The following is a 14,101-nucleotide window of genomic DNA, read 5'->3' as shown; positions in this document are numbered from 1 at the left end:
TTCTTCTCAGCGTGATAGAAAACCTTTGCAGCCCTAGGAAGGACGAGTACCGGAGCGGAGCGAATTTGACATTCGTGAGCACCGGCGCGCAGAACTGACAAAGAATGCGAGGGTTTATCTACACGCTGAAGAAGAGCGCTAAACAGCGCTCTGCTATTTTTTATATTGCTTGATCACTTTGTATGATTCGTTTAAATATCTCATGAGCCGGTATGGCTTACTAAGCACGCGGATTGGGAGTCTTGATATAAACCCATTCAAATTCGCCTTATATTCCTGCGTCATCCGCTTCGGCTTTGTCGCAATTTTTTCGTATACTTCTTTGTAAAATTCCTTCATGATGTCGACTTGCACACTGATCTTCTGATGACACTCTGTACACTCAACGCTTTTCATCTGATCATTCACATAAACGATGCTGTGGAGGGTCTCTTCTTGGCACCGAGTACAATGTAGGTTTGCTTCCATTTCGGTTTTCTTCAAGATACACAGCTCCTTTCTCGTTTGATGTTGCTCTTTTTATACAATTCGATTGCTATCAGCCGTTTATTGGACGGAAGCTTCCTTTAAAATGGCTGCCGCCGTTAGTTCGTCTGTCACCAGCACTTGAATGAAGCCGCCATTTAAAGCCCCTAAAATACTTTCAGCTTTATGGGTTCCTTCTACAACAGCGATGACCGTTTTGACACTCTTTAACTGCTCCAGTGATAAACCAATGACCTTTTGGTTCAGTTCATCTTGGACAGGTTTGCCTTGACCGTCAAAGAAACGAAAGCCAATATCACCAACAGCCCCTGATTGCCTTAAACCAGATAAATCCTCTTCTTTTAAGTAACCAACTGTTTTTAACGTTGAACCTTTATGCGGGTTGCCAATACCGATGAGGGCAATATCTACATTTCTACCTTCTTCAAGCACAGCTTCTATATCCTGCATTGCCATAAGCCGTTCTTTTAATTCTTCTGTTTCTAAAATCGCCGGGGCATATAAATAGGAACACGTGCCATTCATTTTCTTTGCCAGCTCATATGCCAGCTGATTGGCATGAATGTCGACTGCCTGCCTGCCCATTCCGCCCTCTAAAGGAATGACCTTCACATCGTTTCTTCGCTCAAACGGGTATTCCTTTACAAGCTCAGCCAGTGTGGTTCCCCATGAAATGCCGATTTTCTCCGCATCTTTCATGTTTTTAGATAGATAATAGGCGCCTGCTTGACCGACTGCCCGTTTCACCATCTCAGACATTGTCCCGACACTTGGGACAACGACAGCATCTGTTAATTGAAATGTTGTTTCTAGCTGCTTTTCCAGCTCCACCGTATGAATACTTTCGTCTTTAATGTACACCTCAACGATTCCCACATCTTTTGCTTTTTGTAAGAGCTTTGAAATGACTGGTCTTGAGACATTGAGCTTTTTTGCGATTTCCTGCTGCGTCCACCCGTCTGTATAATAAAGATGAGCAACTTTGACGAGCTGTCGTCTTTCTTCCCAATTCAGCATGTGACATCATCCTTTTAATATACTATGATTCCCAGTATACCAAACATTCGTTTCTAATTGGAACAATTGTTACGAAAATGACAAAAAGAGCGATTACCTCTCCGCTCTTTTTCCCTCCGTATATTTCGGCTGATACGTTCTCCCGCCGTCTAGCAGGATAATTTGTCCGTGCAAATAGCTTCCCTCGTCACTTGTAAGAAATAAAGTGAGTCCTGCGATATCGTCTGGTCTTCCTAATCTCCCGACAGGAATGAGCGATTGCAGCTGCTTTTTCTCCTCCTCAGTAGGATAGAGCGTATCAAGCATTTGAGATTCAATCACACGGGGTGCAATCACATTGATACGCACATGGTGTGCCCCTAATTCCTTTACAAGCGAACGCATCAGGCCAAAAGCACCTGCTTTTGAGGCGTAATACTGAATACCGCCGCCTGAGCCAGTTATAGCAGATCCTGATCCAATCATGACAATGCTTCCTTCTTGCCGCTCACATATATAAGGTGCCGACGCTTTGATGCAATAGTAAAGACCATACAAGTTCACAGAAAGTGTCTTTTTCCAAAGTGAAAAATCAACTTCTAAAAAAGGAAGTGATTTTGTCATCCCTGCTGAATACACAAGATGAGCAATGCCGCCGAGCTCCCTTTCAGCTGCTGAGATCATCTGCTGAACACTTTCCCACGATGAAACGTCAGCTTGAAATGTCAGCAGCTGAGAATGCTGTTTTTTTAAAAGCGAAAGTCCCTGTTCATCTATATCGGACACAGCGACTCTGTGCCCTTCTTTTAAAAAACGCTCGGCAATTTCCTTTCCAATCCCTTGGGCACCACCAACGATGAGAACTGGTTTTTGATCATTAGCCAGCACTCTCACCCCCATCAAGCATAATCGCTGCACCATCTGTAAAAGCGCCATATGATGTACTTAAAAAGACCGTCATATGGGCCACAGTCTCCTTGATTTGCTCTGTGTCAGGAACCAAATGGAGAGGAGGCGGCAATAGGGCGAGCACACGGATACCTTTGTCTTTAAATTCTCGCGCCAGCCCTTTTGTCATGGCATTCAGCATAGAATTCGATGTAGCATGTGAGATCCCGCCATCACCTGTGATACTGCCTGATGATGATATATTAATAATACAGCCTTGCTTCTGGTCCACCATGTGCCATACGGCGGCTTGACTGGAAAGAAAGACAGTATTCACAGCTGATTCCACTTCGTCCACCCATTTATCAGGGTGAGCGGCATCAAGCTCCGCTTCCGCTCCTTGCGCTGCTTGATTGACCAAAATATCTAGTTTCCCGCATGTATCGATCACTTGCCTCAGCATACGCGTGGCATCACGCGGTGTTTCTAGCGGGTTCATGATGATACTCGCCTGACCGCCCATTTTTTGAATGTCTTCATAAATGGATCTAGCCTTTGATTCATCATAAAATGTGTGTAAAAAAACATGTGCACCTGCCCGGGCTAAAGCCAGGCAGATGGCTTCTCCAAATCCATCTGTGCTACCTGTCACAAGTGCCGCTTTCTGATGAAGCTGGACGTGCACATGCATCTCCTCCCTATCCCTTGTTTGATTTATTTTCTCAGCTTACTCACGATATCAAGAGCTGCTTCATAAAAACCTTCTGAGATGGTCGGATGCGGATGAATCATTTTCGCCATCTCTTCTGCTGTTCCTTCTAAATACATAAAGGAGGAAGCTTCTGAAATCATCTCTGTGACGTGCGGACCAACCATCGTCGCGCCGATTACTTCACCATATGCTGTATCGTACACCAATTTAATAAAGCCTGATTGAACACCTGCCGCTAGCGCTTTACCGCTGGCCGCTAAATCAAATCGTTCTGTTTGTACGCTGAGCCCTTTGGCTTTTGCCTCTTTCTCTGTAAGACCGACACTTGCTACCTCTGGTAATGTATAAATACATCTAGGCATAATATCAGCATTCATTTTTTCAGGCACGCCGCAAATATTGCTGACCGCAACAGCAGCCTCTGACATCGCCGCATGAGCCAGCTGATAGCCGCCAGCGACATCCCCAACTGCATATACACCCTCAGCACTTGTCTGCATCTGATCATTCACCTTGATAAACAGACCATCCAGTTGAAGATCAAGCTGGCTAACAGCTGATACATTCGGTCTTCTTCCAACGCAGACAAGCAGTCTTTCCGCCGTAAAGATGTGTGTCTCCCCTTTATCATCTGTTGCATGAACCGCTTTGACTCCTTCGCTTTCCGTCAACTCTGTCACAGTGGTTTTCTTCGCGATATGGATGCCCTTTTTCTTCAATTCTCTTTCTAGCAGCTTAGATGCTTCTTCATCCTCTTGCGGAATAATGGACGGTGCTGCTTCAATAATGGTGACTTTTGATTGAAGACTCTGGAAAATACAAGCCAGCTCAAGCCCAATGACACCTCCGCCAATAATGACGACAGAAGCTGGGATATCTGAGATGTCAAAGATCGTATCACTTGTATCAAATTGAATGTCTCTAAGCCCCGGTATTGGCGGAATGGCCGGTGTAGATCCGGTGGCAATGATCAGTTCTTTCGTTTCAATCCATTCTGATCCATCTTGTTTTTCAATCTCAATCCGATGCTTTGTCACAGCTGTGCCTCTGCCGTTATACACATCAATCTTTCCTTGCTTTAATAAAAAGGCGATTCCGCCTCTGAGCTTTTCAATGACGTCATCTTTGCGCTTTCTCATTTTATCGAAGGAAAGGATCATGTCACCTGTTTCTATTCCCCAGCTTTTCGCCTTTTCAATGGATTCAATCACTTCTGCATGTTTCAGCAGGGTCTTTGAAGGGATACAGCCTCGATTTAAACAAGTACCGCCTAAAAAATCCTCTTCAATCAAAGCAACCTTCCGTCCGCGCTCAGCTGCTTGAAGGGCGGCAGTATACCCGCCAGGCCCTCCGCCAATGACTGTCAGATCATACGTTTTCGTCATCCGATTCATCTCCTACATTAGCAATTCAAATGGTTGTTCAAGCACTTTCTTAAGGTCTGTTAAAAAGGCAGCCGCTGGTGCGCCATCTACGACTCGGTGATCAAACGATAAACTGACCCCCATCATTGGCCGCACCTGAATTTCTCCATCCACTGCAACAGGTTTATCTTGAATCCGTCCTACACCTAAAATCGCCGCTTCCGGCTGATTAATGATCGGGGTAAAGGTATCAATGGCATACATGCCTAAGTTACTAATCGTAAAAGTGGACCCTTTCAACTGGTCAGGAAGCAGTTTTTGATCGCGTGCGTTTCGGCCAATTTCTTTCGCTTCTTTTGTCAGTTGTTTTAATCCTTTTTGATTCGCATGAGAAATGACTGGTACCATCAAGCCGTCTTTCACTGCAACAGCAAGACCAATGTGTACATCCTCATGGAAATGGAGCTCATTTTGTTCAAATGTCATATTGATCTGCGGGTGGCGCGTGAGTACATGGCTGACCGCAAGAATGATGATTTCTGTAAACGACAATCGGTAGCCTGTCTCTTTTTCAATCGCTGGCAGTAGCTGCTGACGCACTTCTTTTGCTTTCGTCATATCAATTTCACTTGTTAATGTGACGTGCGGTGCTGTAAAGGCACTTTGTGACATGCGATCAGCAATCACTTTTCTCATGCCAGCTAGTTTTTGTGTTTTCACAGGCGAAGCCTCTGCTGTTTGTGCTGCTGCTTTTACATCACTCTTCATGATTTTGCCATGAGCGCCAGATCCAGAAACTGCTGCTAAATCAATTCCTTCACGGGCAGCGATTTTTTCTGCAAGCGGTGAGACGCGCTGATCTTTCTCGCTAGAATGAACGACCGCCTCGACATCCCGCTTTTGGACTCTGCCTTTTGGCCCTGTGCCAGATACCTCATGAATCGCCACATGATGATCCTTTGCCGTTTTTCTCGCTGCGGGCGTGGCACGTACTTTTTCATCAGATGTTTTTGGGGCTTCAGTAGAACTGGATGAAGCCGTGTCTGGTGAAGACGATTCGCCGCTTTCTGAGGAATCTTCATCTGCCTGTGCTGGCGGCTCGCTTGGTACCTGTTCATTTGCCTCTCCGATATATCCAATGACAGCATTGACTGGAATTTGATCATCAGCTTCGTAGTATTTCTTTAGAAAAATGCCGTCATCATAGGCTTCCACCTCGATGTTGATCTTGTCTGTCATAATTTCAAAAAGAGGCTCACCGATTTCAACCGAATCTCCTTCTTCTTTAAACCATTGAAGCAAGGTTCCGATCTCCATCGTACTGCTTAACTTCGGCATAAATATCTCTTTTGGCATGATCTTCTCCCCTTTATTTAAGAGCGCACAAGCTCTTTTGCTGCTTCAATAATATCTGGTACTTGTGGAATGACCGCTTTTTCCAGTGTCGGGTTGTATGGTATTGGGACTGCAAGACCGCCAAGTCGTTTAATCGGCGCATCTAAGTAGTCAAACGCTTCACTTTCCGCTATCATACTTGCAATCTCTCCACCGTAGCCGCCTCGTTTGACCGCCTCATGAACCACGATACATTTACCTGTTTTCTTCACAGATTCGATTATGGTTTCTTCATCTAATGGGACGAGTGTTCTTGGATCAATGATTTCAACATCGATTCCCTCTGCTTCTAGTTCCTTCGCCGCTTCTAACGCTTTGTGTACCATAATCGCTGTTGCTACAATCGTGACGTCCTTCCCGCTTCTTTTCACATCAGCTTTCCCTAAAGGAATCGAATAAGGCTCTTCAGGCACTTCGCCGATTGTTTTATATAAAAGCTTATGCTCGTAGAAAATGACAGGGTTGTCATCATCCATTGCTGCTTTTAAAAGTCCTTTGGCATCATAAGCTGTTGAAGGCTGAACCACCTTTAATCCCGGAATATGAGCCATCCACGCTTCTAAGCTTTGTGAATGCTGCGCTGCGGCACCCGTCCCTGATCCTGCTGGTGTTCTCACAACGAGCGGCACTTTTCCTTTTCCGCCAAACATGTATCGTGTTTTGGCTGCTTGGTTTACAAGCTGATCCATCGCGATTGTAATAAAGTCAGAGAATTGAAGTTCTAAAATCGGACGCATACCGGTCAAAGCCGCTCCGACTGCGCCTCCTGCGATGGCTGCCTCTGAGATCGGTGTATTACGTACACGCTCTGGACCGAATTCTTCAATCATGCCGCGCGTAACCCCAAAAGCGCCGCCATATACGCCGATATCCTCACCTAAAATGAATACATCTTGGTTCTCTCTCATTTCCTGACTCATAGCCTCTCGAACGGCTTCTAAATATGAAATCTCTCTCACTGTTGTTTTTGTCACGTGATTCCCCTCCTAATTAGGCGTATACATCCTCTAATAGTGTATCGATTGACGGTTCTTTACTGTTTTTGGCGAATTCAACAGACGCTTCAATTTCCTGTTTCGCTTCTTCCTGTAAAACCGCTGCCTGCTCTTCTGTCAAAACATTCAGTTCAATCAAGAGAGACTTAAAGCGTTTGATTCCATCTTTTTGTCTCCACTCTGTTTCTTCTTCACGTGTACGGTATTTTTTCGCATCACTCTTAGAGTGACCCTTCCAGCGATACGTTTTCATTTCAATAAGTGATGGACCTTCTCCAGCTCTTGCGCGGCTGACTGCTTCATCTACTGTGTTCATAATCTCGACCATGTCATTTCCATCAATCGATTTCCCTGGTATTCCGTAGCTTTCTGCTCTTGTTGAAATGTCTTCAATGTTGATCATTTCTTTTACAGGACCAGACATACCGTACTGGTTGTTTTCACAAATGAATACAACAGGCAGATCCCAAATGGATGCAAGATTTAGCGCTTCGTGAAAGCTGCCTTCATTTGTCGCTCCATCTCCGAAGAAACAAAGAACGACAAAGCCTTCCTGTTTCATTTTAGATGTGAGCGCTGCACCTGTTGCCAGCGGGATACCGCCGCCAACGATTCCATTTGCGCCAAGGTTCCCTTTTTCTAAATCAGCGATATGCATCGAGCCGCCTTTTCCTTTGCAATAGCCAGTCTCACGTCCGAATAGTTCTGCCATCATTTTATTGACCTCTGCACCTTTTGCAATACAGTGACCATGTCCACGGTGTGTGCTGACGATCTTATCTTCATTCTTTAATACGGCAATCGATCCAACAGCTGACGCTTCCTGTCCGACACATAAGTGAGTGGTTCCATGGATAAGTCCTTTGGCAAAGAATTGATCGACCTTTTCATCAAAATATCTCACCAACCACATTTGTTTATATAAATCTGCTAATCTCTCATGACTAATCTGTCCAGGCAAAGTGATTTGTTTTTGCATTTATTCTCTCCCCTTTACATTTGTTCTTATGTGTTACATTTGTAATTATCATACGTTTAAGTATCATTGAAGTCAAGCATTTCTCTTTCATTTTTAAGCGTTTTCATCTTTTATCAGAAAAAAAGAGAAAGGCAAAGCCCTTTTCTAAAGAACTTCTCTTTCTCTTCCAATCTCTTACGTTCTCATTCATCTGGATACATCATGATTTTGACACTCTCACCTTCAGGGTGCCTTGCGCATTCTATCGCCTGAAGGAGCTGACTTAACGGATAACGGTGCGTCACCATCTTTTCTGTGTTGACTACTTTTGCCCTTAGAAGTTCAAGGGCTTCACGATAGTGATAAGGATGCGAGGAATAGGCTCCTACGACTTTCACTTCATCATGGAAAAACCGATCAGCCGGAATGGAGACGTCTCCCTTTGGAAAATGAGCAAACACTAAAATCGTTCCACCTCTCGCTACCGCTTGAAACGCTTCTTTTAAAAGCGCACTGCTCCCAACAGATATCATGACGAGGTCTGCTCCCTTTCCATTTGTTTCTCTCATGACCCGGTCTTCCACCGGCTCAGAGGCTGGATGAAAAGCAACATCTGCACCTAAATTTCTCGCTTGCAGCAGCCGGTTCTCATTCACATCCGTTATCATCACTTTCCCAGCCAAGTAATGTTTGGCGAGCTGTAGTTGGATACAGCCAATTTGCCCTGCTCCAAGGATCAGCACAGAATCTCCTGGATGAACAGGTGCTCGTTCAAACCCGTGGAGGCAGCAGGCGACTGGCTCCACCATTGCCCCTTGCTCATATGAGACGTCCTTCGGGAGCTTGCCCATTGTGTGCTTGACATGCAATGCAGGTACGCGGATATACTCTGAAAACCCGCCTGGCTCTACATTAGTGGCTGCAAACTGCGGACACATTGTATAAAATCCCTTTTGACAAAAGTCACAGGTAAAGCAAGGCACATGGTGCGCAACATAAACCCTGTCTCCCGTTCGGATATTTGTCACATGCTTTCCGGTTTCAACAATATCACCAGCTATTTCGTGCCCTAGCACCGTTCCAGAGGGTACCGTCTCATGTGTTGCCTTGTAAATATCCGTTCCGCATAAGCCGCAGGCACGCATTCTTAATAGCACTTCATCATCACCAATCGCAGGCCGGTTCCGCTCCTCATACCGAATGTTCTCTGAAGAATAAAAGACAGCTGATTTCATGTAGCTGCATCCTCCTTTTCATCACCCTTCGCAAAATCCTGCAACGTTTGCACAAGCTGCTTGTACTCACTCATCTCACTGGATATCCAGTAACGTCCTCCGAATATGCGCGATGGGCCCACCCTGACATAGACTTTCCCGATATGAGGATATGGCTTGATAAAAAGCTTTCCTTTAATATCAGAGACCGCATATGTGTGCCATCTGCCAAAAGCGCCGATTTTCAGCTTATCTTCACTAATGATGACGTTTGTCGGCTGGTTCAGTCCAGTAATACTAGAAAGCATGAGGATAGGCAGCGTATAAACGCCTAACACAGCTAACGGCTCAGGTCCTGCTGACATTAACGTATAAAGAGACCAGAGGAAAAACAGACAGATGAGCACGGCTGGAAGAAAAATAGACAACACTGCAGACGTTCGGCTATAAGCATGATGCTGCATGAGACGTCCTCCTTTCAGGTAAATGGAAGGAGCCGCGAAAGCTCCTCAATGGAATGAGTGTTTACTTAATATGATCGATGATTTTTTCAATATCATCTTCAATGCCAAATCCGGTTAAAAAGGATAATGTTTGAATCACAGGCGTTCCTTTCGTATCACTCACTGGCGTGGTCGTCACGATTAAATCGGCGCCCTCCGCTTTTTGCGGGACTTCAGATGCCTTACACTGTTCCACCACAACATCATATCCTTTTTCCTTTAACGTCTCTTCAACCTTTTTTGCAACAACCGTTGAAGTTGCAACCGCCGTTCCGCATGAAACCAATATTTTCTTTGCCATAAGAATCCCTCCAGCTCGTTTATTGTTCTTTCTGATCTAAGCCCATTTCTTTCGCATACTGCTTTTTAATATCATTTCGCACCCAGTACCATAGAAGCGCATAAGCCAGAGCACAGATGATGGCTGCAATAAAGTACGGGTTGCTCGGATCAAGAAGTCTCACCATGATCCAAGGAATGACGTGGGAACCAAGGTCAATACCTGAAATCATGTTGGCCCCTTCTGGGAAATCAAAGCCGACTGCTTTCCCCATTGTTGTCGCAAGCGGTGCGAGATTCGTTGCGATAAAGAAGACAATCATCAATGTAAAAATGCTGTTAATAAGACCGCGAATAATATTTCCACGAGCGGCTGCTACTGCCCAAACAACTGTAAATGGAAGAACCGATAAGTCTGCAAACGGGAGCATGCCATTGTAAGGCAGAACGACAGCAAGTAAAATCGTAATCGGCACCATGAGAAGGGCTACCGCCATATTCGCCGGATGACCAATCACAATCGCTGTATCTAAACCAATATAGACATTTTTCCCAGGGAAACGCTTTTGAATATAAGAACGAGCGCCCTCAGAGATTGGAATAAGACCTTCCATTAATAACGCAACCATTCTTGGCATTAGTACAAGAACTGCTGCCATTTGAATACCAAGCGTCATGACGCCTTTCGCATCATAGCCGCCTAGAAGACCAATAATGATACCAAGTATGAGACCCATCACAAGCGGTTCGCCAAAAATGCCAAAACGTTTCTTCAATGTTTCTGGATCAGCATGAATTTTGTTTAAGCCAGGGATCTTGTCAATGATACGGTTGGACGCATACATAAGCGGCGCGAAGTTGACCGTTTCAGCATGAGCCATCGATACGCCTTTTAATCCAAAATGGTGTTCGATTGTCGGTGCCGTCCAATCGGCTAATTTAAGCGTGATAGCAGAGACGATTAAACCAACAGCAAGGGCCAAGAACATATTATGATAAGCGTAGTAAGTCACAGAGGCTGCGAAAATCAAATGCCAGAAGTTCCAAATATCCACATTCAGCGTTTTCGTAAAGTTAACGGACAATAAGATGACATTTAACAAAAGCACAAGAGGAATCATCAAAGGGGCAACGGGTGTACCAAAGGATATAGCAGCTCCAATCGGCCATCCAACATCCAAAATATCGAGCTTTAGCCCAAGGGAATTAACCATGGCTTTTGCTGCTGGCCCAAGGCCGCTCACAAGCAAATTAATGACAAGATTGACACCGACAAAGCCAATGCCGATCGTAATACCGGCTCGGAAGGATTTCTTAAAGCCTTGCCTTAAAATCATACCGAAAATCGTCATAATAATCGGGAGCATAATAGTTGGCCCAAGGTCTAATATAAAATCGACAGCTTGCTTGATCATACATCCACCTCCTGGATTTTTCAGATAAAACGCTTACATTTTTTTGTGAAAGGCTATTGGTTTAATTCTTGCTCAAGCACGTCAACCGCTTCTTCATACGATGTCATGTGAGACAGCCTCGTCATCACTTCTTCTTTTCTAAAAAGTGTCATGAGCTTCTCTAACATCACGAGCTGCTTACTAGGTTCAGAGATTGCTAGGACGAACACAATTTTGGCTAGCACAGTTTCATCAGGGCTCCCCATCTTGTGAAACATAACAGGTTCCTTTAAAGTGGCTACACTAATCGCAGGTTTGTTCACATGCTCAGGATCTGTATGTGGAATCGCTACCCCAAAGGTCGCCAGTGGAAGGCCTGTAGGATATGTTTTTTCTCTTTCAAGCACGGCAGGTAAAAAGCTCGATTTAATGTATCCTCCCGCTTCTAATCGTTCTGCTAAATATGTGGTCACCTCCTCTCTCGAAGATGCATCGTACTGCAGCTTGATCAGCTGTTCATCTAACTCAAACAAGTTGTTCAAACAACCACCCCTTTCATTTGGCATAAATATGAACACATGTAACAAAAAGAAAGAACATTTTGGAATAAAACCTCATATAAAGCGCTTACAATTACACATCCTGAAAAAATGTTCAATGTTGTTACCTTTGTAAAGATATTATAATATTCGAAATTATAAGTCAATGTTCCTAAGAAAAATCTTATAAAAAAAGATGATGTCTTTGCTTCATCTTTCTTCAAATCTGCTCTACTTCTTATTAAATGTGACTTCCTCTCTCTAAAAGCTCATGTACTTGCTCTTTGATGTCAGCAACAACCTTGTCATTCATACGCAAAAAAAAGCCCTTAGCCATTGAAATACATCACAGTCCTGTACTTCAAATGGCCAAGAGCCTTCGGTTGTCTGATCAACTATGTATGATTCAAACTATTCTCAGTTTTCTACTCTGTTTTCCTTATATTTAGACAAAAAAGAAACGCCATCCTCAAGAGGCGCTTCTTTTCCCGGGAAATGTTCTTAATCGGCAGAGAGTTTTAAATTGACGCCAACAGCAGTCCCGTTTCTCGAGGAGTCAGCCACTCCAGTAAAGGTTCCTGCTTTTCGATCAATGAGTAGAGCTTGAACATTTCCTATATCAATAGGCGAGCTGCCAAAACGATGCCCCATATCATTAAGCTTTGTTCTCACATCGAGAGGGACACCTACTTCATAACGATAAGAAGTTGGGCTGTTTGTATAAATCCTTGGTTCTTCAACTGCATCCTGAAGCTCCATGTCATATTCAAGCAAATTCAATATGGTTTGTGAAACAGAAGCAATGATGGTCGTTCCTCCCGGTGAACCTACTGTCATGACAGGCTCGTTATCTTTAAATATGATGGTCGGTGTCATACTGGATAATGGACGTTTATTCGGCTGAACTTCATTTGCTCCGCCAGGTCTTGCATCAAAATCTGTTAGTTCATTGTTTAAGAAAAATCCATATTCCGGGACGAGAATCCCTGTACCAAATAACTGTTCAATGGTTGTTGTGAATGACACAACATTTCCCCACTGATCGGCAACAGTAAAATGTGTGGTCTCACCAATGGTTTTATCTTCTGGCTGCGGGACAATAGGGGATGGGGTTTTTTCATCCTCATACGCCCATGGATCTCCTTCTTTCGGGTTACGATTCATTTGATCTAATTCAATAAGAGAGGCTCTTTCTGAAATGTAATCATCGTCTAATAGTCCTTTTAGTGGAACATCTACGAATTCGGGGTCGCCGGCATATGCAGCACGGTCAGCATAGGAGAGATGCATCGTTTCAGCAAGCAGCTGATATTTTTCGAATGATTTGGGGTCATATTGAGATAGGTTAAAGTGATCAAGTATTTTGAGCATTTGCAGCATAAACACCCCGCCTGAGCTTGGTGGAGGCATACTTGCAAGCTGATATCCTTTATAGTCTCCCCAGATAGGCTTGTCAGTCTTGACCTCATAACGATCAATGTCATCAGTTGTCATCGTTCCGCCAAAATCTTGGACTGTATTTGCAAGTGCCTTTGCTACTTTTCCTTCATAAAATGCTTTGCTTCCTTTTTTCGCAATGAGCTTAAATGTTTTTGCAAGACCTGGCTGAACTAGGAGGTCCCCTTCTTTGAGCGGCTGATCATCTGGAAGAAAGATTGGCGCTGCGGCCGTTTTTTTCAATTTTCCTTGATGATCATCAATGGCTTTTGCCAGGACAGAATCGATTTCAAATCCATCCTCTGCAAGCTGAATGGAAGGCTTAATCAATTCCTTCATCGAGCGGGTCCCCCACTTATCTAATGCCGCCTCAAGACCTTTTACAGTCCCTGGAACACCAACAGCATTACCGTGTGTGGATCGCTCAGCGAACGGGATGACTTTCCCCTCATCTGTTAAAAACATGTCTGGTGTTGCGCCTTGTGGTGCTCTTTCTCGACTATTGATGATGGATGTTTCTTTAGTCTTCCCATCATAAACCATCATAAATCCTCCGCCGCCAATTCCAGACATCATTGGCTCTGTCACATTCAGTGCGTACTGGATGGCAACAGCAGCGTCAACAGCGTTTCCACCTTTCTTTAAAACATCTGCCCCCACTTCTGATGCGAGCGGATGGGCAGTAGCCACCATGCCATCTTTCCCAACAGCTACTTTATTCCCATGAGTTTCGGTTGCAGTGACCTGACTGACAGGCAGAAAAAACGAGAAAACCAGCAGACATATGGACAAAATAGTTAAAGAAATGCGTTTCATACACAACACCCCTTCCATATTCTTACTTTGACCATACCGACTTCTTGACCAGAATACAATAGATTATTCTAAAATTTCTAAAATTTTCATTCTATCATCCTATATTCATCAAATATAAAGCGGAT

The 14,101-nt window shown here is 44.2% G+C and carries 14 protein-coding genes; all 14 read right to left on the bottom strand.

From position 1 onward, the window contains the following. Positions 1-153 precede the first annotated feature (153 nt). The 14 genes from GKC25_RS05880 to ggt all read right to left on the bottom strand — a co-directional run bounded on the left by GKC25_RS05880 (position 154) and on the right by ggt (position 13,976). Positions 154-483 carry a hypothetical protein gene (locus GKC25_RS05880; protein ID WP_008358910.1) on the bottom strand — a complete coding sequence of 110 codons (330 nt, stop codon included), beginning with the start codon at positions 481-483 and terminating at the stop codon, positions 154-156. Between the two features lie 63 nt (positions 484-546). Further along, entirely contained in the window at positions 547-1,503 is a 957-nt protein-coding gene (locus GKC25_RS05875) for a sugar-binding transcriptional regulator (protein ID WP_034663059.1), read from the bottom strand. A gap of 93 nt (positions 1,504-1,596) precedes the next feature. Next, positions 1,597-2,382: an SDR family NAD(P)-dependent oxidoreductase gene (locus GKC25_RS05870; protein WP_187704566.1), complete on the bottom strand. Its 786-nt coding sequence runs from the start codon at positions 2,380-2,382 to the stop codon at positions 1,597-1,599. Further along, complete coding sequence (locus GKC25_RS05865; protein WP_252067764.1) at positions 2,360-3,061, bottom strand: SDR family NAD(P)-dependent oxidoreductase; 702 nt, start codon at positions 3,059-3,061, stop codon at positions 2,360-2,362. The genes GKC25_RS05870 and GKC25_RS05865 overlap by 23 nt, the downstream gene beginning before the upstream one ends. Before the next feature lie 23 nt (positions 3,062-3,084). After that, positions 3,085-4,467, bottom strand: coding sequence for a dihydrolipoyl dehydrogenase (gene lpdA / locus GKC25_RS05860; protein WP_187704458.1), 1,383 nt, complete (start codon positions 4,465-4,467; stop codon positions 3,085-3,087). 12 nt (positions 4,468-4,479) lie between these two features. Beyond that, positions 4,480-5,802 carry a dihydrolipoamide acetyltransferase family protein gene (locus GKC25_RS05855; protein WP_106037832.1) on the bottom strand — a complete coding sequence of 441 codons (1,323 nt, stop codon included), beginning with the start codon at positions 5,800-5,802 and terminating at the stop codon, positions 4,480-4,482. A 17-nt stretch (positions 5,803-5,819) separates the two neighbouring features. Then, complete coding sequence (locus GKC25_RS05850) at positions 5,820-6,800, bottom strand: alpha-ketoacid dehydrogenase subunit beta (protein WP_034620051.1); 981 nt, start codon at positions 6,798-6,800, stop codon at positions 5,820-5,822. A 31-nt stretch (positions 6,801-6,831) separates the two neighbouring features. Then, on the bottom strand, positions 6,832-7,815 hold the full coding sequence (gene pdhA / locus GKC25_RS05845) for a pyruvate dehydrogenase (acetyl-transferring) E1 component subunit alpha (RefSeq protein ID WP_034663073.1): 984 nt from the start codon (positions 7,813-7,815) through the stop codon (positions 6,832-6,834). A 182-nt stretch (positions 7,816-7,997) separates the two neighbouring features. Beyond that, on the bottom strand, positions 7,998-9,029 hold the full coding sequence (locus tag GKC25_RS05840; protein WP_095285044.1) for an alcohol dehydrogenase catalytic domain-containing protein: 1,032 nt from the start codon (positions 9,027-9,029) through the stop codon (positions 7,998-8,000). After that, entirely contained in the window at positions 9,026-9,472 is a 447-nt protein-coding gene (locus tag GKC25_RS05835; protein WP_003211419.1) for a hypothetical protein, read from the bottom strand. The genes GKC25_RS05840 and GKC25_RS05835 overlap by 4 nt, the downstream gene beginning before the upstream one ends. A gap of 61 nt (positions 9,473-9,533) precedes the next feature. Then, on the bottom strand, positions 9,534-9,812 hold the full coding sequence (locus tag GKC25_RS05830) for a PTS sugar transporter subunit IIB (RefSeq protein ID WP_003212259.1): 279 nt from the start codon (positions 9,810-9,812) through the stop codon (positions 9,534-9,536). A gap of 19 nt (positions 9,813-9,831) precedes the next feature. Further along, entirely contained in the window at positions 9,832-11,205 is a 1,374-nt protein-coding gene (locus GKC25_RS05825; RefSeq protein ID WP_095285043.1) for a PTS galactitol transporter subunit IIC, read from the bottom strand. A gap of 53 nt (positions 11,206-11,258) precedes the next feature. Beyond that, positions 11,259-11,726 carry a PTS sugar transporter subunit IIA gene (locus GKC25_RS05820; protein WP_095285042.1) on the bottom strand — a complete coding sequence of 156 codons (468 nt, stop codon included), beginning with the start codon at positions 11,724-11,726 and terminating at the stop codon, positions 11,259-11,261. A gap of 498 nt (positions 11,727-12,224) precedes the next feature. Beyond that, positions 12,225-13,976, bottom strand: a complete 1,752-nt coding sequence (gene ggt / locus GKC25_RS05815; RefSeq protein WP_106037834.1) for a gamma-glutamyltransferase — start codon at positions 13,974-13,976, stop codon at positions 12,225-12,227. Positions 13,977-14,101: the final 125 nt, after the last annotated feature.

The sequence above is a fragment of the Bacillus pumilus genome (assembly GCF_038738535.1).
Classification (GTDB): domain Bacteria; phylum Bacillota; class Bacilli; order Bacillales; family Bacillaceae; genus Bacillus.
This window is presented reverse-complemented; position numbering and strand designations above follow the sequence as displayed.

Excerpts from the sequence above, each read along its gene's own strand:
- GKC25_RS05825 (WP_095285043.1), bottom strand. The coding sequence starts at position 11,205 with ATGATCAAGCAAGCTGTCGATTTTATATTAGACCTTGGGCCAACTATT.
- lpdA (WP_187704458.1), bottom strand. The coding sequence starts at position 4,467 with ATGACGAAAACGTATGATCTGACAGTCATTGGCGGAGGGCCTGGCGGG.
- GKC25_RS05865 (WP_252067764.1), bottom strand. The coding sequence starts at position 3,061 with ATGCATGTGCACGTCCAGCTTCATCAGAAAGCGGCACTTGTGACAGGT.
- GKC25_RS05835 (WP_003211419.1), bottom strand. The coding sequence starts at position 9,472 with ATGCAGCATCATGCTTATAGCCGAACGTCTGCAGTGTTGTCTATTTTT.
- GKC25_RS05870 (WP_187704566.1), bottom strand. The coding sequence starts at position 2,382 with ATGGGGGTGAGAGTGCTGGCTAATGATCAAAAACCAGTTCTCATCGTT.
- GKC25_RS05855 (WP_106037832.1), bottom strand. The coding sequence starts at position 5,802 with ATGCCAAAAGAGATATTTATGCCGAAGTTAAGCAGTACGATGGAGATC.
- GKC25_RS05840 (WP_095285044.1), bottom strand. The coding sequence starts at position 9,029 with ATGAAATCAGCTGTCTTTTATTCTTCAGAGAACATTCGGTATGAGGAG.
- pdhA (WP_034663073.1), bottom strand. The coding sequence starts at position 7,815 with ATGCAAAAACAAATCACTTTGCCTGGACAGATTAGTCATGAGAGATTA.
- GKC25_RS05875 (WP_034663059.1), bottom strand. The coding sequence starts at position 1,503 with ATGCTGAATTGGGAAGAAAGACGACAGCTCGTCAAAGTTGCTCATCTT.
- GKC25_RS05830 (WP_003212259.1), bottom strand. The coding sequence starts at position 9,812 with ATGGCAAAGAAAATATTGGTTTCATGCGGAACGGCGGTTGCAACTTCA.
- ggt (WP_106037834.1), bottom strand. The coding sequence starts at position 13,976 with ATGAAACGCATTTCTTTAACTATTTTGTCCATATGTCTGCTGGTTTTC.